Origin of the sequence: Pseudomonas sp. P9_35 (genome assembly GCF_034008205.1) — a bacterium.
GTDB lineage: Bacteria > Pseudomonadota > Gammaproteobacteria > Pseudomonadales > Pseudomonadaceae > Aquipseudomonas > Aquipseudomonas kilonensis.
Genome location: NZ_CP125373.1, coordinates 2,990,591 through 3,009,159 on the forward strand (window position 1 = coordinate 2,990,591; position 18,569 = coordinate 3,009,159).

Consider the following 18,569-nt stretch of genomic DNA (forward strand, 5'->3'; position numbering starts at 1 on the left):
CGATCAGTACCAGTTTCTGTAGAAGGGAGAGTTGGCAATGCTGAGCAGGGCATCGTCGCCTGATGAATCGCCGTAGGCATAAATGTAAAAATCATCAAGGTTGCTCAAGCAGCCCTTGAGCCGCGTGACTTTCTCTCGCTCTACACAGTTGGTACCGGATATTCCGCCGGTCAGCTTGTTCTTTGCCGTTGCCAGGCGTGTGCCGCACACATAGTCAAAACCTGCGGCCTGGCCCCAGGGGATCAGGTAGTTCTCCGGCGAATTGCTCACCAGTGCGGTGACGTGCCCCATGGACTGATGCCATTGCAGCCGCCGCATCGCCTCGGGCCTGAGCCAGAGCGGCAGCAGCTCGCTGATGAAATACTTGGCGTGCTCGCGCTCTTGCTCCACCGACAGGCCGCCCAGGTAGCAGGCAATGAACGCCAGCCGTGCTTGCATCAGCGGGGTGATGCCGATGATCACGCTGAGCATCTTGGGCAGCAGGGGAATGATCCGCAGCCAGAACGAGCGGGTGCCCACGATAAAGCGCATGTAGCGCCAGAACGTGTGCCGGTCGGTCAATGTGCCGTCGAAGTCGAAAACGGCCAGGACCGGTTGTGTGCTATTAGCGTGCATGTGCCTTTTCCTTGAGAGAAGTAATCTCGATGGTCTTGGGCAGCTTGAAGCCCGATAAGTAGCGCGAAAGCAGGGTGGACAGCGCGTTCTGGGTCAGCTCACCGGTCCCTTCGACGCACAGGTGCAGCACGTTGACTTCCTTGTGGTCCGGGACGATATAAGCCTTGGCGCGCACCACGTCGGGGTGCTTGAGGGCGACGGATTCGATTTCCACCAGGTCGACCATCTGCGCCTTGATCTTCGAAATTCGCAGGCGTTGGCAATAGAAAAACACATGCCCATCGTCGTCCTGCCAGACCAGGTCACCGCTGTGGAACCAGCCATCGCGGAAGAACCGCGCATTGGTGTCCTCGGCATCGTTATAGCCGTCGATCACCATCGAGCCGCGTATAAGCAATTCGCCGATACGCCCAGGCGCTACGTCCTGGCCCTGGGCATCGACGATGCGCAGTTCCACACCGCTGATCGGCTGGCCCATGGCGCCACGGTGGACCGTGCCAATCGAACTCTGGACGATCACGGGCATGCTTTCGGTCAATCCATAGCCCTGCAGCACCGGATTGCAGCCCAGCAACCTCCCCAGTTTCTCGGCTTCATCGGCCGGCAGATGGCTGCCACCCGAGTAAATCATCAGTTGCGGGTGCAGCGGCAACAGCGCGCCTTTGCGCTTGGCCAGGCGTGTATTGAAGTAGCGAATGACGTCGGGCACCAGGCAGGCGAAGGTGACCTGATGCTCGGACAGGACTTCAGCCAGGTCTCGATTGAGCAGGGTGTTGGTCATCAGCAGGGTGGCGCCAATGCTCAAGGGAAACACCATCATCACGGACAGGCCGAAGATGGCATACAGCGGCAGCGTCACCAGATGAACGGATCCAACGCCTTGCAGATGAAAGTGCTCATGCAGCCCGTCGCTTGATTGCGTCAGGTCGAGATAACGGTGAGAAACCGCCAGGGGCCTGCCGATGCCACGATAGGTGAATTGTACCGAGACGATCGGATTGCCCTCGGGCAACACCAAGGGTTCGATCTGGCAAGGTAGTTGAGAGAGGGTCGTTGCGTTGGCGGGCAGGGACGATGACGGCTCGCTCCCACCATCCAGCACCAGGGAGTGCCTGACACCGTTGTCAGCCTGGAATACCTCACTGTGTTGCACCCATAGCGCTTCGGTCGTGACCACGAGCGTCGGCCTGGCGAGGCTGACGACATTGGCCATTTCGAAGGGGGTCAACTTGTAGTTGAGGATGACCGGAATGGCACCTCGCCCGATGATCGCCAAGTAGTAAGCGATGAATGCCACCCCATTGGGCAGCACCAGCGCTACTTTGTCGCCAGGCAATACACCAAGCGCTGTAAGAGCGCCATTGCATTGTTCAGCCTTGATGTGCAACTCTCGGTAAGTAACGGTATCTTCTTCCGTGTCCAGATGCCGAATAGCAACTTGCTCGGGGAACGATTCCGAAAAACCGACAAAGCGATGCAGAAAACCTTCTTTAGATGAAGGGCTTTTCATTTACCAACCTCTCTCAATCCTTGGGTATATGGCTAGTCAAAAAAAGTACTACAGAGGCAGGCTATATATGAATTGTTTCAATTAAGCATCTGTGTAGTTGTTAATCCGATACCAATCCAGGGTATCGGTCAGGGTTTCAGCAACAGGGCGGAACTTGCACTCCAACTCCCGTGAACTTTTGTTATGGCTGAAATGAGTACGGCCCTGTTCTTGCTCCATGAGCTTGACCGTGGAGGTACTGATGAGCACCGGTTTTTTGGTGATCCGGTAGTAACCTTCATAGATAAGCGCGATGACTCGCAGCATGAACAGAGGCACTTTTCGCTCTGGGGCTTTTATGCCACTGACGCTGGACAGCGCCTGGAAAATGCTCTTCATGTCCATGTGATTGCCGGCCGCCAGGTAGCGCTCGCCGGACCTGCCACGGGTGATGGCTGCGATTTGATGCTCGGCCACATCCCGGGCATCGACAACGGAAAAGCTGCCGGGAAGTACACCGGGCAATTTTTGTCCGACAAAGTCGAGCAGGAACTGTCCTGAGGAAGTAGGGCCGATATCGCCGGGGCCGAACATCCACCCGGGCAGGACCATGGCGATAAACATGTCCGGGTGCTGGGCCAGGAATTGCTGGACCTTCTGTTCGGACAATATTTTGCTCAAGTAGTAATCGTCAGCCTCCAGTTCACTGCGAGACATGGTTTCATCGATTACTTGATCCCGATTGCCCTTCAATACGGCAATGGAAGAGGTGTGGACTGCACGACGGATACCGGCGTCATAAGCGGCTTGCAACAAGCGCTCGGTGCCGGTCACATTGGTGTCATACAGTTTTTGCCAATGTTTCCCGCCTTTGTAACTGTCGCGGAAATAGGCCGCCGTATGAAACAGGGCATCACAGCCTTGCAGGGCGTGGGCGAAGGCCTCGACATTGAGCATGTCGCCTTCGACAAACTCCACGGGCAGGCTGCCGAACTGTTTCCTGGCTTTCTCTACGGAACGAACCAACGCTTTTACTTTGATGTTCCGCTTTAACAGCGCACGAACGACATTATTCCCGAGCAGGCCAGTAGCGCCTGTAACGAAGGCATATTCCATTAAAATCCCGCTCCTGTGAGGTGACCTGGCATTGCATCGAGAGTGGTGTCACTGACTCGATGCGCTGATCAGGCGTTGGGCTCCACCAACGGCGCAAGTAAAAACCATTCGGTATCTGAAAATCAAGTGGTATTTCGTCGGATCGACGAGCTGATGGCTCTGCATCGGGCTTCGCGCACGTTTTTTCAGGCTCCGGTGCATGGTCGAGGGCAGGAAAATTTCCGGTTTGGCCGCTCAAAGGGACGGCAAGGACTCATCAAGGAGAGCGAAACGAAGACTGTGATTCACTCCTGTCCCGGCAAAAACGGTGGCCGGCAGCCCATCTAGGGTGCCTTTGCGGCTGTTCCAACTACGTGGCACATACATGGCATTTTTTGAAAGTTAAAATGTAAATGATTGAACAGGGCGCGTATAAGATATGATGGCGAAAACGGGTTCCGTACAGTGAGTAATCGATTCGTTGCATTCAGTTACACATAGCTATCTTGTTTGGCCAAAGGAGCCGAGGGCGTGATTAAAAAGAGACTAGGTCGAGAAGAGAGCCAGCAAGTAACAAGAGACAAATTGTTCGACACAGCCACTGAGCTGATGATCCGAAAGGGCTTTCATGCCGCCAGTGTCAACGTTATCGCCGAAGAGGCGGGCTTTTCCAAAGGCGCCTTTTTCTCAAATTTTTCAAGTAAATCGGACTTGCTGCTGCAATTGACTCAACGCTTCAAGCGAGTTGAGATCGACCGACTGAGTACGACCCTGGCATCGGGATATTCGGCGGAGCAGTTGAGCCACGGCTTGAATGCCTATATCGATACGCTGAAGAACAATACCCGCTGTGCGATCCTCGATGCCGAGTTGCAATTGATCGCCTTGCGCGATGAAGAATTCTCGCCGCATTACTACGACTTGCATGAGGAAAACAGCGAGGCCTTGGGCAAGTTGATTACCATCATATTCAATCACGCTGGCAAGAAGCCGCCGCTGGCCTACGCCGCGCTTGCCAAGACCTTCACCGCCCTGGCGGAAGGCCTGATATTGCAAGGGCATAAAGACCCGGCTATTGAAATCAAGCTGGTGTTGAACTCGCTCATCCAGACTGCAGAACCCCTGTAGTCCTCCGCTCTCCTTGCTGATAGGCCCGCGACGGGTGTCCAGCATCTGGTTCGCTAATACCGCTGCCTGGATCGACGGTCCCATGAATCGATATTGACCGTACAACCGTCATCGCGAGCAAGCTCGCTCCCACAATGGTCCAGCGCTGAATGCAACGTTCATACCCCCCCCCAGATCCCCTGTGGGAGCGAGCTTGCTCGCGAAAGCGGTGGGTCAGCTTGCATCAATATTGACTGTGCCACCGTCATCGCGAGCAAGCTCGCTCCCACAATGGTCCAGCGCTGAATTCAATGTTCATAAACACCCCGGATCCCCTGTGGGAGCGAGCCTGCTCGCGATTGCGGTGGTCCAGCTGGCAGCGATGTTGGGTTAGGGCCAAACCTGATTTTTTTAACTGCTCGGATTCGATTTGAAAACACCGCTGAGGATGAAGGCATAGCGTTCCGGGCGGATGAAAAACGTCGTGCGGTCGCAGCAGCGGCCGTCGGCAAAATAGGACGTGCGCTCCATGACCAGCAGCGCGGCGCCGCGTTTGACCTGCAACGCGCTGGCCAGGCTTTTGTCGGCTTCCTGCGCACGGATCGCCAGGTCGGCACGGGTGACCGCCAGGCCGGTAATCGACTCGAGAATGGAGTAGATCGGCTGATGTTCGACTTCAGCCCAGGCCACGCTGGCCAGCGCTGCCGGTAAGTGGCTGCGTCCCAACGCGATGGGTTCGTCATCGACGAAGTGCAGCCGCTCCAGGAGCAGGCAGTCGTCTGCTTCCTCAAACAAACCCCGCAGGGTCTCTGGAACGGGCTGCAGGGCATGGCTGACCACCTGCATGCTCGGTTGCAGCCCTTGCAGCAACAACGCCTCATGAAAACTGCGCAACGCATCCAGGCCGTGGCGTACCTGCTTGGCCGCCACGAAGGTGCCTTTGCCTTGTTTGCGCTCCACCACGCCGTCGTCGCTGAGCTTGCCCACCGCCAGGCGAACCGTGACGCGGCTCACCCCGAACCGTTCGCCCAACTGTGCCTCGGACGGCAGCTTGCCGCTGGGTTCGTAGTCGCCACGTTGGATTTCCTCCAACAACTGATGAGCGATCTGTTCGTAGAGCGAGGTGGTGCTGTCGCGAAGAATGGACGTGGACACAGTCAGCTTCCATGGCCTTGAGCGGGGCAGGGTGCCTTCACTTCTAAGGTTATAAAAATAGGTTATTGGGACTACTTGTATTAATACGTATTATGTCAGGCATTCCCATTGTAAACGACCTGACGACACTTGCCATGCTCAAAACCTTTCCTTACGCACAGCCGCAAGCCGATGCCCTGAGGGTCGATGACATCAGCTTCAGTTACCCCAATGGGCACCCCGTGTTTTTCGCTTTCAGCCTGAATGCCAAGCCTGGCGAGTTCGTCGCGATCCTGGGGCCATCGGGTTGTGGCAAAACCACCTTGCTGAACTTGTTGTCGGGGTTCGTGCAACCGCAAAGCGGCCGTATCACGATCAACCAGACAGCGGTACGTCCGGAGCGTTCGGAATTGGGCTATGTGTTCCAGGCACCGCAACTGTTTCCCTGGTTGAGCGCGTTGGAAAACGTCCGTTTCGGTCTGCGGATGAGTGCCCGCACCGACGCATCCCAGCAGCGCGCCCAGGCGTTGCAGTACCTGCGCCTGGTCGGTCTGGAGAATGCGGCGCATCGGCTGCCGCACCAGCTGTCCGGCGGCATGCAACAGCGCGTTTCCCTGGCCAGGACCCTGGCACTGGAGCCTAGCGTGTTGCTGATGGACGAACCGTTCGCCGCGCTCGATGCGATCAGCCGCAACAGCATGAACGAAGAGACGTTGCGCATCTGGGCCGAACTGGGCCAGACGGTGTTGTTCATCACCCACGACATCGACGAAGCGGTGTTCCTGGCCGATCGGGTCGTTGTGCTCAACATCGCGCCGGGCGGTATTCATAGCGAGCTGGAGATCCACCTGCCGCGCCCCCGCAGCAACCTGCAAACCCGCCGCCTGCCGGCCTTCCTGGATTACCGCAATGAACTGATGACGCGCATTGCCCAGGTGATGGACGCGTCCCAGGCCATTGCTCACCCCACCCCTCGACTTGAGCTGACAGCATGATCAAACGTTCGCTGCTTGCCTTTACATTGTCTGCTGCCACGTTGGCAGGCAGCGCATTCACCGTGGCGGGCGAGGAGAAACCCTTGCGTGTGGGGTACGTCTTCGCCATGGCCAACGCCCCGGCGCTGATCGCCGACAAACAGGGTTACTACCGCGAGGAAGGCTTGAACATCGACCTCAAGGCGTTGGGCGATGGCCCGGTGATCCAGCAGGCACTGGCCGCCGGTGAACTGGATGTGGCCTACGTCGGTACGCCGCCGGTGTACCAGTGGTTTTCTCGCGGTCTGCAAAGCCGGATCCTGGCGAAGGTCAACTACGGTCAGGCTGCAGTGATTGTCGACGCCAAGAGTCCGATCACCAGCCTGGATGCGCTCAAGGGGAAGAAACTGGCCGGGGTCAAGAAGGGCAGCGGCATGGATGTGCTGCTGCGCGGTTATGTCCTGAAGGAGAAGGCCGGGCTCGATCCTGACAAGGACCTGGACATCATCGACATGCCGCCGGGCAACATGAACGCGGCCCTGGAACGCGGTGTCGTCGACGCGGCATTTTCCTGGGAGCCCTTCGTCAGCCAATCGGTGTTGCGTGGCTCGAGCCGGATCCTGCTGGACGTCAACCAGGCGCTGCCCCAGTACCCGTGGTACGTGGTGATCGCCCTGCCGAAAACCTTGCAGGAGCGCCCGGATGATGTGGTGAAGCTGCTGCGGGCCCATCGCAAGGCCATCGCCTTCCTCAATGAGCATCCCGCCGAGTCCAACCGGCTCATCGCCGAGGCCTTCAAGCTTGAAGCGGTGCAAGGCACTGACGGCAAGACCATCGCCCCGGACGCCATCGTCGCCCAGGCCCGTACCCGGCTGGGCTGGTCGGCGGATTTACAGGCGTCGGACATCCAGTTCATCCAACGCCTGATGGATTACTCCCACGACCTGGGCTTTATCGAGACCACGCTCAAGACTGATCAGATCGTGGATACCTCCTACCTCGAAAAAGCCGCGCACTGAGTCCGTCATGTCCTTGCCAAAACCGAATTGGGGATGGGCGTCGCTGCCATTCCTGCTGTTGATCTGGATCGCCCTGGCGGGCCGCTTTCCCAGCTACATCCTGCCGCAGCCCTGGGACGTTGCCCGCGAGGCGGTGCGCTGGCTGGGCGACCGTTCGTTGTGGCAACACCTGCGGGCCAGTGTGCTTGAAGAGGTGGGCGGCTTTTGCGCGGCGGTGATCGTTGCGATTGCCCTGGGCACTGGCGCTGGCCTGTCCTCGCGTTTTCGCGACTTTATCTCGCCGCTCAACAGCCTGTTCATGGCCATCCCGCCGATTGCCTGGGCGCCGCTGATCATGATCATTTTCGGCCTGGGTTATGTGTCCATCGTGCTGGTGATTTTCATTGCTGCGATGTTCCCCATGGCGGTGACCATCCAGGAGGGCGTGCAGAGTATTCGCGGCGGTGAAGTCCGCGCGGCACGCACCTTGGGTGCCAACGCCTGGCAACTGTTGGCCCACGTCTACCTGCCGGCCTCGTTGCCGTTCGTGACCGCCGCCTTGCGCATTGGCTTCAGCCAGGGCTGGCGGGCACTGGTCGCGGCGGAAATGATCGGCGCCTCCCAGGGCATCGGCTGGATGGTCTCCACAGGCGGCCAGATCGGCAACAGCAGCCAGGTGCTGCTGGGCATTGTCGTGATCGGCCTGATTGCCTGGCTGATGGAGAGCTTTGTATTCCGGCGCATCGAGCGTCACTACCAGAAATGGCGCGTGCAATAAGCGCTGCCTGCTTGTCTTCGTCCCCCTTTCAAACCTTCAGTGGACCACTGCACGAGGTGTCATGTGAGTAACGTTTTCGATCCCCGCGAAGCCGGGCATTACATCGCCCCGCAAGGCCTGTACGAGCGCAACAAGAAACGTCCGTTCCTGGGCAGCGTCCACTGTGACCGTGACACGCTGGTCGCCGGGCAGTGGGATGAGATCACCCTAGTCTACGAGGTCGGTGGCAGCGGCCTGGCCGACGGTGCCTGGCTCAAGCTGGCCTTCAAGTTCTACTCCGACTGGGCCTTGTTCCAGACCTCGAACCCGGCTGGCCCCAACTACGTCAGCGCCGAATACCAGGCCGGTGAACGGGTGCCCGGCCAGAGCCAGGCCACGGTGCAGCACTTGAAAGTGCGCTTCGACCAGAAGGGCCATGAACGGCCGTTCCAGAAAGCGATCATCATCGACATCATCGACGGTTACCTGAACCCCGGCGACAAAGTCATCATTCGTCTGGGCGACCGACGCCAGGGCGGGGCGGGGACGCGGGTGCAGAGTTTCGTCGAGAAGGACTTCCGTTTCCGTCTGTTCATCGACCCGTTGGGCAGCTCGAAATTTGCCGAGGTGCCGGGTGATCCCTTGCTGGACATCGTGCCGGGACCGGCGCGGAGCGTGCAGTTGATCATGCCTCGATTGGTCAGTGCCGGTGAGGCGTTCGATGTCCTGTTGCGGGTGGACGATGCCTGGGGCAACACCTGCCGAAACTTGCCGCTCAACGGTGTCTTGACCCTTGTGGATCCTGAAGGCAACGAGCGCCAACAGCTGTTCACGTTGGCGGCCGAAGGTTGGGCCACGGCCCGGCTCGAGGGGCTTGATCTTGGGGCCGTGGGCGAGTGGCGTTTGTCCGCCAAGGTGGCAGAGCCTTTTATCGACGGCGCCCAGGCCTTTGTTACCGTCGACCCGGCCGGTACAGCGTTGCGCCCGCTCTACGCCGACCTGCATGTGCATTCCGATGACACGGTGGGCACCAACGACACCCTCTATAACCTCAGCTACGGTCGCGATGTCGCCGGGCTCGATGTACTTGGCTACACCGCCAACGACTTCAATATCACCGAGCAACGCTGGGACCAGGCGGTCAAGCTGATCCACGAACTCAACGAACCGGGGCGATTTGTTTGTTATCCCGGCACCGAATGGTGCGGCAATTCTTGCGCCGGCGGCGACCGCAACGTGGTGTTCCTGCATGACCGCAAGCCCGAGTTCCCCTTCGACAACCAGGGGCGGCTGGTGCGCTCCTTCGAATGGAACGAGTTCACCGCCGGCACCATCAAGCCGGGCGCCTGGCCGGTGGACGAGTTGTACGCCGCCTATGCCAAGGACCCCGAAGGCCATCTGATGATGCCCCACGTCGGCGGGCGCCGTTGCAACCTCGACTGGCATCACCCGGAGCTCGAGCGGCTGATCGAGGTCGGTTCGGCCTGGGGCCAGTTCCATTGGGTCTACGCCGAAGCGCTGCAGCGTGGTTATCGGGTGGGCGCCGCGGCGAACAGCGATGAACACCAGGGCCGCTGCGGTGGCGGCGTGCCGGCCACGGCGGTGTTCGGTTCCCGTGGCGGGCTGACCGGCGTTGTCGCCGAGGCTTTCGACCGCGCCAGTGTTGGCAAGGCCTTGCGCGCCCGCCGCACGTTTGCCACGACAGGCGAACGTTCGTTCGCCAGCTTGCGTCAGGGCAGGCACTTCATGGGTGAAGTCTTCACTGCTGATTCGAATGCAACCTTGGACTATCGACTGCTGGGCGAGGCGGGCTGGGAGCAGGTCGATCTGTTCGATGGCGACAAGCTGATCTGGTCGCGCAACCTGCATCAGGAGCTGGGTTTTAGCACGCAACGCATTCGCCTGCGCCTGGGGGGCGCACGGATCAAGGACCGTTATCGCGGCGCCTACTGGACCGGCGAAATCCGCATCACGGGCGCGGTCATCAATGGCTTCCGCGCGTTGGGCCTCGACCATCCCGAGCAGACCGTATGGCGCAAGGATGCGACGGTCCTGGCATTTCGCACCGACACCAACGGCGATACCGACAGCATCGAAATCGACCTGTCGCAACTGGCCGGCGCGACGCTGCAGGTCCACAGTCGTATCGACAACTACGTCAAGGTCGGCGACCCGTCCGAACCGCAACCTTACGTACACGCGCCGACGGTGTTGATGGCGCTGTCCGGCGAACAATTGTTGGCGCAATCGCAAGTGGTCGAAGAGTTGCCGGGCGCGGAGTTGAAGGTGTCCCTGGAACGGGTGACCGCCGCAGCGCTGCCCCGTGAGTTGCAAGGGACAATCGAACTTGCCCGGTTGGGTCTTGAGCCAGGTCGTGAACACCCGTTGTTCATCTGCGCCCGCCAGCGGGATCAATCACGGGTCTGGACCTCGGCACTGTTCCTGACTCTGTAGGAGCTGTGTTGAGCTGTGTAGGAGCTGTCGAGTGCAACGAGGCTGCGATCTTTCCCCAGCCACTTGAATCTCAAGCGAAAGATCAAGATCAAAAGATCGCAGGCTTCGCCAGCTCCTACAGGGCCCAGCGGGGGCGACCCCTGGCCACGTTTCGCGCAAAACCCCGACAGTCCCAGCAAGCCTGAGGAAGCCCGGCAATCGCCGTTGCTGCCCCCGGCCGGTGTTTTTGTCAGAGCTGCACTCGACGAAGTCTGCCGCGTAACGGCACCGCGCTTCCATCTGGCGTAGGCAGTGGCCGCCCGACCAGCCCCATGCCTTCGCTGACCAGTACCGCGTCGGGTAACAGGCACAGGTTGGAAGGGGTATCCAGGTCGCGGGCGAGCACGGTGACCTGGGCGGTTTGCAAGTCGCAGCTCAGCAGCCGCCCACTGAACCGGGTAAAGCCGCCATGCAGGGGTTCGCCGTTCCAGTCAGGGAGTAGCGGTTGTTGCAGGCGCTCGCAGAGTTCCAGCACCAGCAGCTGGCCGTTGGGGCGCAGCGCCAGCCCGGTGGGCAGTTGCAGGCCGCGAATCAGGATGTCGATCCTGGCGCTGGCAGGCCAGACCCGGATCACCTGGCCGGCCTTCTCGGCGAAGTCGATGCCCTTGCGGCTCGGGTCGCCGTGCAGCTCGCCCGAGAACAGGCTGATCAGCACGGCGTCTGTCGCCGGTTCGTACACCAGGGTCACGGGAACGGCTTCCTGGCCTTGATCCAGTTCGGGCAGTTGGGCCAGCACGCGCTCTTCCTGGCCTGTGACGAACTCCACCAACTGATTGGTATCGGGCTTGACGGCCAGCCAACTGCGGCGGGTCGGGTGGTAGCACAGCGCATTCAGGTTGCCACGGCTATGAAAGACCGGTTCGGGCGGTGTGAATTGCAGGTCCAGCAGTTTGGAACCGGCGACGTAATCGGTCTGGCTGACCAGACAGCGTCCATCACCACAGGCGATGTCCGACACCCCCATGATTTCATCGCGCAGCATGCGCGCCTGCATGTTCATGGCGCGAAACCCTTGCGCCAGGGTTTCGCGGGGCAGGTAGGTGCCGGGCCGCTGCGGATCCGGTCGCAGTCGACTGATACGACCGCTGAAGGGTTGGTCGGGCAACCCCGAGCCTGCTTCGGTCAGCAGCAGGCTGCCATCGGCTTGCAGGCAAAGGCCGCGAGGGTTCAGCAAGTCCTCGGCGACCAGGGTGCTGGGGCGCAGGCTTTCCCCAGGGTGTGCGGGGATCTGAAGGGGAACGGGCATAGGCTCTCTCCGTGAATGAGAAGGGGATACGGTCATTGCGGCGGCTGCCACGGTTCACCGGTGAGATAGGCCCGCAGCAACGCCCGTTGGCAGGGCGACATCGAGCGCACCACGGGCATGAACAGCGTGGTGCCTTTGTAGACGTCCGAGGTGCGGGCGAGGATGGGGTTCTTGGCGCCCATGACGGCGTCGGGCTGATTCAGCGGGATATAGCGCGACATGGCGGGGAACGCGAGGTAGTGAAAGCGCAGCACGTTGGGGTACATCAGCGGCCAGGTGATGGTGGTGCCCTGGGGAATACCGAAGTCGGTCTGGGCGTACTTGCGAAAGTTGGTGAAGTAAGCGCTGCTGTCGAGGCCATTGGCCGTGCAGGTCAGGGCGACGAAACCGGCCTGGGCGGCGCTGCCCGGCTTGACGGTGACGGGAAAGCTGACAGACAGCTCGCCACTGCCGACGGTCAACGAATCAGGGAAGTCGAGGAAGTCCCAATATTGTGGTTGATCGTAGACAGCGGGAGCCGCCGCTTGCAGGCCGATTTCGGTCGTACTGGGGACCGCCCCGCCCAGGTACCTGACCTGCAGGGTGATCGACAGGCCGTTGGGGTAGTCCTCCAGGTACACGTTGCGCTGGTCGGCATAGATCCGATAGGTCGACTCGGTGGCTTGCAACGTGGTGCCGGCGACCTTGCCCGGTGCGTTGATCGCCAAGGCAGAGGTGCGTACTGCCTGTAGCTGGTCGGCGGTCAGGGGCAGGTCGACGATGCCGCCATACACGTAGTAGTCGAATAAAAAGCGGCTGGTCGGCTCCAGGGTCGTCAGGGTGGTGGCGCCGGCGCTGATGGTCACGGTGCCGTAATCGGCGTTGGGGCCGATCGGGCTGGTGATGTCGTCCCTGACGGCGCGGAAGGTTTCCTTCGGAATGACGTTCACCATGTCGATGCTCAGGTAACCGGTGTTGTCCAGGTCGGCATAGCCGGCATTGCCGGTACTCTGGTTGACCAGTTGCCGGCCCGGCTGGCAGTTCAGCGGCTCGTCGGCGAAGGCCGGGGCCAGTGTGCCGATGACCCGGCCGATGCTCGGGTTGGGCGTGTACTTGCCGGCGGCGTAGTCGGCGTCCAGTTGTTCGGTGGTCATCGTCGGGCACATTTCGAACATGACGAAACGCAGGACGATGCCTGTCGCGCCCGGTGCCTGGATGATCGAGCGCAGGCCGCTGCTGTTCTGGTTCCAACTGACAATGCTGCTCAAGGGGAAGGTCAGTTGAAACGTGCCGCTGGCGTGGAAAGAACCCGGCGCGTCCATTTTTTTCGGCAGCAGCACACGTCCCGCCACGTCGAAACTGCTGCACACGGTATTGCTGCGGATCAGCAATTGGATGTTGTCGTTGCCACCGATTTGCAGGCCGCCGACGAAGATTTGGGTGGTCGTCGAGGCGGTGGGGTCCAGGTCCACCATCATCGGGCCGGAAACGGGCCCCTGGCCGGTCACCGGGTCCACCGAACCGAGCAAATAGACGGCCTGGCCCACCAGGTCGCCGGTGGTGTTGATGCTGCCGGGGATGCCCTGGGAGCTGATCAGGGCGTTCTGCATGTCGACGACATGCTGCCCGTAGTGATTCCAGCCACCGGCGGTGTAGTAGTCGCCGGTGGGGGCATTGATCATGTTGTTCAACTGGTCGTCGGAGTAGGACTCGGCGCTCGGTGCCAGGGTCGAGGTAGTCAGGTCGAAGAGCGGCCAGTCATCGTTGCCATCGTAAGGAATGGTCGGGGAGTTGTTCGGCAGGCTGACGTCTGTGCGGATACCGCCCCAGAAGTTCAGCCGTGGTCCGTTCAGGATACTCATGAGTTATTCCTCGTCCTTGATGGTTTTGCCGACAGGCGAATTGGCGAATTTGAACAGGTAGGAGTAGTCGGATTTGTAGGGACTCTTGACCGGTGTCGCCATGGAGTGGCAATTCATGCAACTGCTGTTGGGCTGGATGTAGCTTTCCATGGTTACGTTGGCCGAAAGGGCGGGGGTCGGCTGGCCCAGCGGGTTGCTGGGGTTGTCCGGCATCAGCGGGCGCTGGGTGGTGATGAGTTGGTAGTACTTCAATACGCTGCGTTGCAGGTCCGGGTCGCTGCGGTAACGGGCGTTGACCTCGTTGGTGATCTCGGCGATCGGCGTGAAGCGGTTCAACGGGTTCGGGGTCTGGAAGGTGGTGCCAGGCTTGGGCACGCAGACCAGGTGCGCGCCCTGGGTCTGCCAGTCGCAGGGCGACTGGTTGAGCGTGGCTGCCGGGGCGCTGGCGTTGAAGTAGGAATAGGCCGTGCCGGAGGTCGGCTGGTCGACCCATACACCGTTCACCCGTGTTTTGGGCGGAACGTTGTCGATCTGCTCGAAGGTCGACCAGATCCACTGCGCATAGCCGTTCACCTTGGTGATGACGTGCAGCCCCACCAGGCCCAGGTAGGCCTCGGTGACGCCGGTGCGCTGGCCTTGGTCGTCGAACGTGGCCACGCGCGCAAGCATGGTCAGGTAGCGGCTGGCATTGTCATTGGGGGTGAGGATGCGCCAGCTCGATTTGACCTCGATGACCCCATAGGGAAAGTTGATGTTGTTGGCTTTGGAAACCACATCGGCGTTATAGAACTGGTTGGCGACGATGTAGTTGTAGGAGGTCTCGTTGGCCGAGATATCGTAGTAGGTCGGGTTGCCGGCCTGGTCGATCAGCCAACCGCCGACGGCCTGGTCGACGGCATTCACCTGGGAGCTGTTCTTCAGCGCGGCGATGTTGATGATGCCCAGGCTCTTGGCAAGCTGCGGGGTGTTCCAGGGACCTGGATCGGCCCCCCGTGGCAGGAAGGTTTCTTCCACGGTCTTGTAGGTCTGCCAGACGGTGTAGCCAGGGTCTCCCGGTTGTTTGCTGCAATCGGGATCACCGCGCTGCCCCGCCTGGGCGGGCCAGTTCACGGCGATGAACAGCTGCCAGCTGTATTGATCGAACAGGTCCTGGCTGGCGTTGGCCGCTGGCGCGGTGCTGGGGGGCTGGCAATTCAGGCTGGTGGCCTGCGCCTGTTGCAAGGCTTGCTCCTGGGATTGCTCCAAGGCCTGGGCTGGAAGGTTCGCCAAGCCCAGTAGTACCACGGTGAGGCGGATTGAAATGTTCATGGCGATCCTTCGTCATTGGTCAGGGTTTGCGCTGCATGAGCTTGTTCCACTGCGCTTTTTGCCCGTTACTCTGTGAAGCCGGTGGCTCGAACAATTGGCAGGGCGGTGGGTTCGCCGGGCACATCGCGGCCACTTGCGCCCAGGTCTGGGCAGGGTCCGGTTTGGCGATGCGGAAGTTGGTGTAGTTCTGGCTGACGATGGGGGCATTGGCGACGCTGGTGTCACCGGAAAAAAAGAACGATTGGGGCTGCCGGTAGGGCGGTTGCCCCGACATCTTTTTGTAGAAGGCATAGCCGAACAGGATCGGACCCTGCGGCGATTGAAGGTCCAGCGCGTAGGCCTGCACGCTACCGTCGAGGTTTTTGCTGCGCTCGGCGCTGTAGGGCAGGTGCTGGATGAAGTCTTGCCGCGGCGGATGATTCATCGGCGAAAACATGCAGCAGGCCGGCATGTCCTTGGGGCGATCCTGCGGGTAGGTCAGGAAGTAGGCCTTGTTGCCCAGGGACACGAAGGAGCAGGTGTAGTTGTTGTTCTTGATCGGGAAGATCGGCAGGCAGTACTTCTCATAGTGCTCCATCATCGCACCGAAACCGTCGCCATCGGCCGGGATATAGGCCGTGTCGTAATAGCTGGTCCCTCGAGAGACGGTGTAGTCCGCCGGGGTCAGGGTGGAGGGCGGATTGCTGTAGGGCGGCGGGTTTTTTTCATAGTTGTGCATCACCCGGTACATGGTCCAATCGCTGATCCAGAACGCCGGGAAAAACGGATCGGAAGGATCGTCCGGGGCACGCTTGGCGATGCAGTTGCCGTTCTGTTCGTTGCAGCCCTCGGTGTTGTGCACGCCCATGGTGAAGTACACGGCACCGCTGTCCTGGGCGAACAGAGGCGGGCTGAACAGCAGGATCAACAGCAACAACCGGTTCAAGAGACTGGTTTTCATAGGTCATTCCTTTGAAAAGTACCGAGTGACACTGTGGGGGGCTGTGGGAGCTGAGCTTGCTCGCGATGAACGATAACGCGGTCATTAGAAAGACCGAGGTGCCTTCATCGCGAGCAAGCTCAGCTCCCACACAAGCTCGCTCCCACAGTGCTTTATCCTCCTTGGGTGAACAGCATTACGGTCAGAGGTTGTCGTAATCGCTCATCTTGAGTTGTTGTGGCGGATAGTTGCGCTTCACCAGTTTCTGGGCCCACAGCTCCAATACCGCGCGGCGGCTCTGGGACATGTCACGGGTGATGGGCATCGAGAGCGTGCTTTCCTCCTGGTAGGGCTTGCTGATCAGCACAATCAACTGGTCGATGGCGCCCTCGACGCGCGCCTGGGAGTTGAGCGGCATGTACTTGTTCATGATGGGGTACAGGTAATAGAAGGTCTGCAGGATGCGTGGGTAGAGGAAGCCCTCCCACAGCTGCGTGGCGGCGTTCTGATCCTTGTAGACAGTGTTCCAGTAGTTGATGAAGTCCCTTTGCAGCTGCATGTCCAAGGGCAGGACGCGGAGCGGGGCGAGGAAGTCGATGTAGGCTTGGGGCAGCGGGAAGCTGAAGGGAATGACCGGATCGCTGGTGCCGTCCTTGACGAAAAAACGCAAGGTCGGAAAGCCCGGGGCCACAGCCCTGAAGCTCACCTGGGCGATGCCGTTGGCGTCGGTGGTGGTGGTGACATAAGAGTAATCCACCGGCGTGGCGTGGACATCGTCGCTCAGGGTTCCGGTGGCGTAGACGCCGGCATCGAATGCCAGGCAAGGGTGCAAGTCGATCGTGACCGGTTTGCCGTCGCCCTGCAGGAATTGCTGATAACCGATCGGGTCTCCACTGGACAGGTCAGTATTGCGCAGCGCGGTCAGTCGGCGGCCGCTGCCTTCGGCCAGATAGTTTTGTACGGGCGGCGCGTTATTGAAATTCGGCAGATTGGCCTTGTTCAGGTTGGGGTTGCCTGGGTGGTCGAAGAACAGCGTGAAATTGGCCGCGTTGCTGGAGGCCAGGTAGTAGTCGCTGGTGGTCACCATGTAGGGGTTGCCATATTCCGCCACCCACAGCGTGGTATTGGCCGCCGGCTGACCATTTTTCTGCACCATGATGGTCAGTGTCTTGTGGTCGCCCACGTCGATGAAACTGCCGCTCTCCACCACTTCGGCGGTCCAGGTCTGTTGGGTGGCGGCGATCACCGGTGTCGGGGCGGCTGTGGGCTTCAGTCGCAGCTCCAATGGATGACCTGGTTGTAGTTTCGTCAGGTCCGCGTCGCTGAGGGGGAAGTCCTGCAGGCCGGAGCGTTTGTCGAAGGCTGCCTGGTTATATCGGTCGAAACCGAAGTCCACGACCGGCGTGAATTGATCACCTTCGCGTACACCCAGTTGATAGTCGCCGGCCTGGAATTTTTCGGCGGTCAGGATGGGGGCATCGGGCTCTACCGGATAGAACGGGAACGTGTTGGCCAGATCCAGCGACAGGGTGTTGCCGGTAATCTGCACCGAAGTCACGCCCAGTGTGGCGTTTTGGGGAGCCCCGCCTGGTTGAACAACAGATACGGCCTTCGCGGGCACCAGGCGCAGGCCGGCGGGGGCGGTCGGGTATTCGTCGGCGAACCAGAGGCCCAGGGTCGCGGCGGTGCGGCTGTAGGCGGGGTTGAAGAAAATGCCGGAAACGTTGTCCAGGCCTTTCTGATACATCGCTTGCAGACGAGCCGTATCCGAGGGGGCATTGGAACGGGTGTTGACGTACGGGAAGTCGTTGAAAACACCGTTCCTGTCGTAGCAGGTCAGGTAGGTGGAGAACCTGAACATCAGGCCCTTCGCCCCTTGCAGCTTCATCTGCTGCTGGAGGTTACTCAGCAGCGCCGAATCGCCGATGACCCATTCCAGGTTTTCCTGGGGAAAGCAGGACTGCCAGGTGGTGGTGACATACACCAGGCCACCGAAGGCGCCCCAATTGAAATTCAGGAACCGGTCCATCATCCGATACTGGCGATTGAGGGTCAGGCCACAGGTGGTATCCCCCAGCATCAGCTTGTCGAAATACAACGCGGTGAAGGTGTTCTGCCACGGGCTGACGTCCACGAAGCGCGCGGCAGTCGGAGCGTTGCTGCCAAAGGGATTGCCGAGCAGCTGGTAGTCCCTGCCAACCAACGCATCCTCGGTGATGTAGGTGTTGGCCTGCAGCTCGCCAGCGATGATCGTTGAGCGAGTACCTTTGTAGCTCACCGTGCCGCAGGCGTTGTCGCCAAACAGATCCCATTCGGCGGGCATGTACGGGTAGGTTTTCGGGTTGGCATTGGTCGGTACCTGCAGCATATAGGCCGGCAGCTCTGCCATTGTCAGGGGCTTGATGGCCCAGGGCATCAGTAGGGTGGGGGCGTTCGCGGCGTTGATGTCGAAGTGGCTCATGAACGGCCAGTTGATGTCCGCGTTGACCGCGTCATACAGCGGATACACGTCATTGTTATTGGCCGTTGGCGGGTTCCAGAACATATGGCCGTTGAGGTAGATACGGGGGAAATTCAATACGCTCATGTCATG

At 60.1% G+C, this 18,569-nt stretch carries 14 protein-coding genes; 5 read left to right on the forward strand and 9 right to left on the reverse strand.

Translation table 11 applies throughout. From position 1 onward, the window contains the following. Positions 1-3: 3 nt before the first annotated feature. The 3 genes from QMK47_RS13045 to QMK47_RS13055 all read right to left on the reverse strand — a co-directional run bounded on the left by QMK47_RS13045 (position 4) and on the right by QMK47_RS13055 (position 3,220). Positions 4-615: an HAD-IB family hydrolase gene (locus tag QMK47_RS13045; protein ID WP_214511822.1), complete on the reverse strand. Its 612-nt coding sequence runs from the start codon at positions 613-615 to the stop codon at positions 4-6. Next, a complete protein-coding gene (locus tag QMK47_RS13050) occupies positions 605-2,125 on the reverse strand; it encodes a class I adenylate-forming enzyme family protein (protein WP_320390335.1) in 1,521 nt (506 codons plus the stop codon). Before QMK47_RS13050 ends, QMK47_RS13045 begins: the two co-directional genes overlap by 11 nt. Before the next feature lie 81 nt (positions 2,126-2,206). After that, a complete protein-coding gene (locus QMK47_RS13055) occupies positions 2,207-3,220 on the reverse strand; it encodes an SDR family oxidoreductase (protein ID WP_258690992.1) in 1,014 nt (337 codons plus the stop codon). A 510-nt stretch (positions 3,221-3,730) separates the two neighbouring features. Between QMK47_RS13055 and QMK47_RS13060 the strand changes: the two genes are divergently transcribed. Next, on the forward strand, positions 3,731-4,327 hold the full coding sequence (locus tag QMK47_RS13060) for a TetR/AcrR family transcriptional regulator (protein WP_253473951.1): 597 nt from the start codon (positions 3,731-3,733) through the stop codon (positions 4,325-4,327). A gap of 390 nt (positions 4,328-4,717) precedes the next feature. Here QMK47_RS13060 and QMK47_RS13065 read toward each other — a convergent pair whose 3' ends face one another. After that, positions 4,718-5,461, reverse strand: a complete 744-nt coding sequence (locus tag QMK47_RS13065) for a GntR family transcriptional regulator (protein WP_253473954.1) — start codon at positions 5,459-5,461, stop codon at positions 4,718-4,720. A gap of 134 nt (positions 5,462-5,595) precedes the next feature. Here QMK47_RS13065 and QMK47_RS13070 point away from each other — a divergent pair, with 134 nt between their 5' ends. The 4 genes from QMK47_RS13070 to QMK47_RS13085 all read left to right on the forward strand — a co-directional run bounded on the left by QMK47_RS13070 (position 5,596) and on the right by QMK47_RS13085 (position 10,623). Beyond that, positions 5,596-6,435 (forward strand): ABC transporter ATP-binding protein, encoded by an 840-nt coding sequence (locus QMK47_RS13070; RefSeq protein WP_253473957.1) that lies wholly within the window; start codon positions 5,596-5,598, stop codon positions 6,433-6,435. Next, positions 6,432-7,433, forward strand: a complete 1,002-nt coding sequence (locus QMK47_RS13075) for an ABC transporter substrate-binding protein (RefSeq protein WP_253473960.1) — start codon at positions 6,432-6,434, stop codon at positions 7,431-7,433. Before QMK47_RS13070 ends, QMK47_RS13075 begins: the two co-directional genes overlap by 4 nt. 7 nt (positions 7,434-7,440) lie before the next feature. Then, positions 7,441-8,190: an ABC transporter permease gene (locus QMK47_RS13080; protein WP_320390336.1), complete on the forward strand. Its 750-nt coding sequence runs from the start codon at positions 7,441-7,443 to the stop codon at positions 8,188-8,190. A 63-nt stretch (positions 8,191-8,253) separates the two neighbouring features. Beyond that, entirely contained in the window at positions 8,254-10,623 is a 2,370-nt protein-coding gene (locus QMK47_RS13085; protein ID WP_320390337.1) for a hypothetical protein, read from the forward strand. 229 nt (positions 10,624-10,852) lie between these two features. Here the strand turns inward: QMK47_RS13085 and QMK47_RS13090 are convergent, their stop codons facing one another. From QMK47_RS13090 to QMK47_RS13110, 5 genes are all read right to left on the reverse strand, one after another. Further along, positions 10,853-11,908 (reverse strand): hypothetical protein, encoded by a 1,056-nt coding sequence (locus tag QMK47_RS13090; RefSeq protein WP_253473970.1) that lies wholly within the window; start codon positions 11,906-11,908, stop codon positions 10,853-10,855. A gap of 32 nt (positions 11,909-11,940) precedes the next feature. Next, positions 11,941-13,749 carry a hypothetical protein gene (locus QMK47_RS13095; RefSeq protein ID WP_320390338.1) on the reverse strand — a complete coding sequence of 603 codons (1,809 nt, stop codon included), beginning with the start codon at positions 13,747-13,749 and terminating at the stop codon, positions 11,941-11,943. A 3-nt stretch (positions 13,750-13,752) separates the two neighbouring features. After that, entirely contained in the window at positions 13,753-15,057 is a 1,305-nt protein-coding gene (locus QMK47_RS13100; RefSeq protein WP_258690996.1) for a hypothetical protein, read from the reverse strand. 19 nt (positions 15,058-15,076) lie between these two features. Continuing rightward, positions 15,077-15,997: a hypothetical protein gene (locus QMK47_RS13105; RefSeq protein WP_320390339.1), complete on the reverse strand. Its 921-nt coding sequence runs from the start codon at positions 15,995-15,997 to the stop codon at positions 15,077-15,079. Positions 15,998-16,178: 181 nt separating this feature from the next. Next, complete coding sequence (locus tag QMK47_RS13110) at positions 16,179-18,563, reverse strand: hypothetical protein (protein WP_320390340.1); 2,385 nt, start codon at positions 18,561-18,563, stop codon at positions 16,179-16,181. Between the last annotated feature and the right edge of the window lie 6 nt (positions 18,564-18,569).

Bases quoted from the DNA above. Each gene is read 5' to 3' on its own strand.
- QMK47_RS13045 (WP_214511822.1), bottom strand. From the start codon at position 615: ATGCACGCTAATAGCACACAACCGGTCCTGGCCGTTTTCGACTTCGAC.
- QMK47_RS13050 (WP_320390335.1), bottom strand. From the start codon at position 2,125: ATGAAAAGCCCTTCATCTAAAGAAGGTTTTCTGCATCGCTTTGTCGGT.
- QMK47_RS13055 (WP_258690992.1), bottom strand. From the start codon at position 3,220: ATGGAATATGCCTTCGTTACAGGCGCTACTGGCCTGCTCGGGAATAAT.
- QMK47_RS13070 (WP_253473957.1), top strand. From the start codon at position 5,596: ATGCTCAAAACCTTTCCTTACGCACAGCCGCAAGCCGATGCCCTGAGG.
- QMK47_RS13075 (WP_253473960.1), top strand. From the start codon at position 6,432: ATGATCAAACGTTCGCTGCTTGCCTTTACATTGTCTGCTGCCACGTTG.
- QMK47_RS13080 (WP_320390336.1), top strand. From the start codon at position 7,441: ATGTCCTTGCCAAAACCGAATTGGGGATGGGCGTCGCTGCCATTCCTG.
- QMK47_RS13090 (WP_253473970.1), bottom strand. From the start codon at position 11,908: ATGCCCGTTCCCCTTCAGATCCCCGCACACCCTGGGGAAAGCCTGCGC.
- QMK47_RS13095 (WP_320390338.1), bottom strand. From the start codon at position 13,749: ATGAGTATCCTGAACGGACCACGGCTGAACTTCTGGGGCGGTATCCGC.
- QMK47_RS13100 (WP_258690996.1), bottom strand. From the start codon at position 15,057: ATGAACATTTCAATCCGCCTCACCGTGGTACTACTGGGCTTGGCGAAC.
- QMK47_RS13105 (WP_320390339.1), bottom strand. From the start codon at position 15,997: ATGAAAACCAGTCTCTTGAACCGGTTGTTGCTGTTGATCCTGCTGTTC.
- QMK47_RS13110 (WP_320390340.1), bottom strand. From the start codon at position 18,563: ATGAGCGTATTGAATTTCCCCCGTATCTACCTCAACGGCCATATGTTC.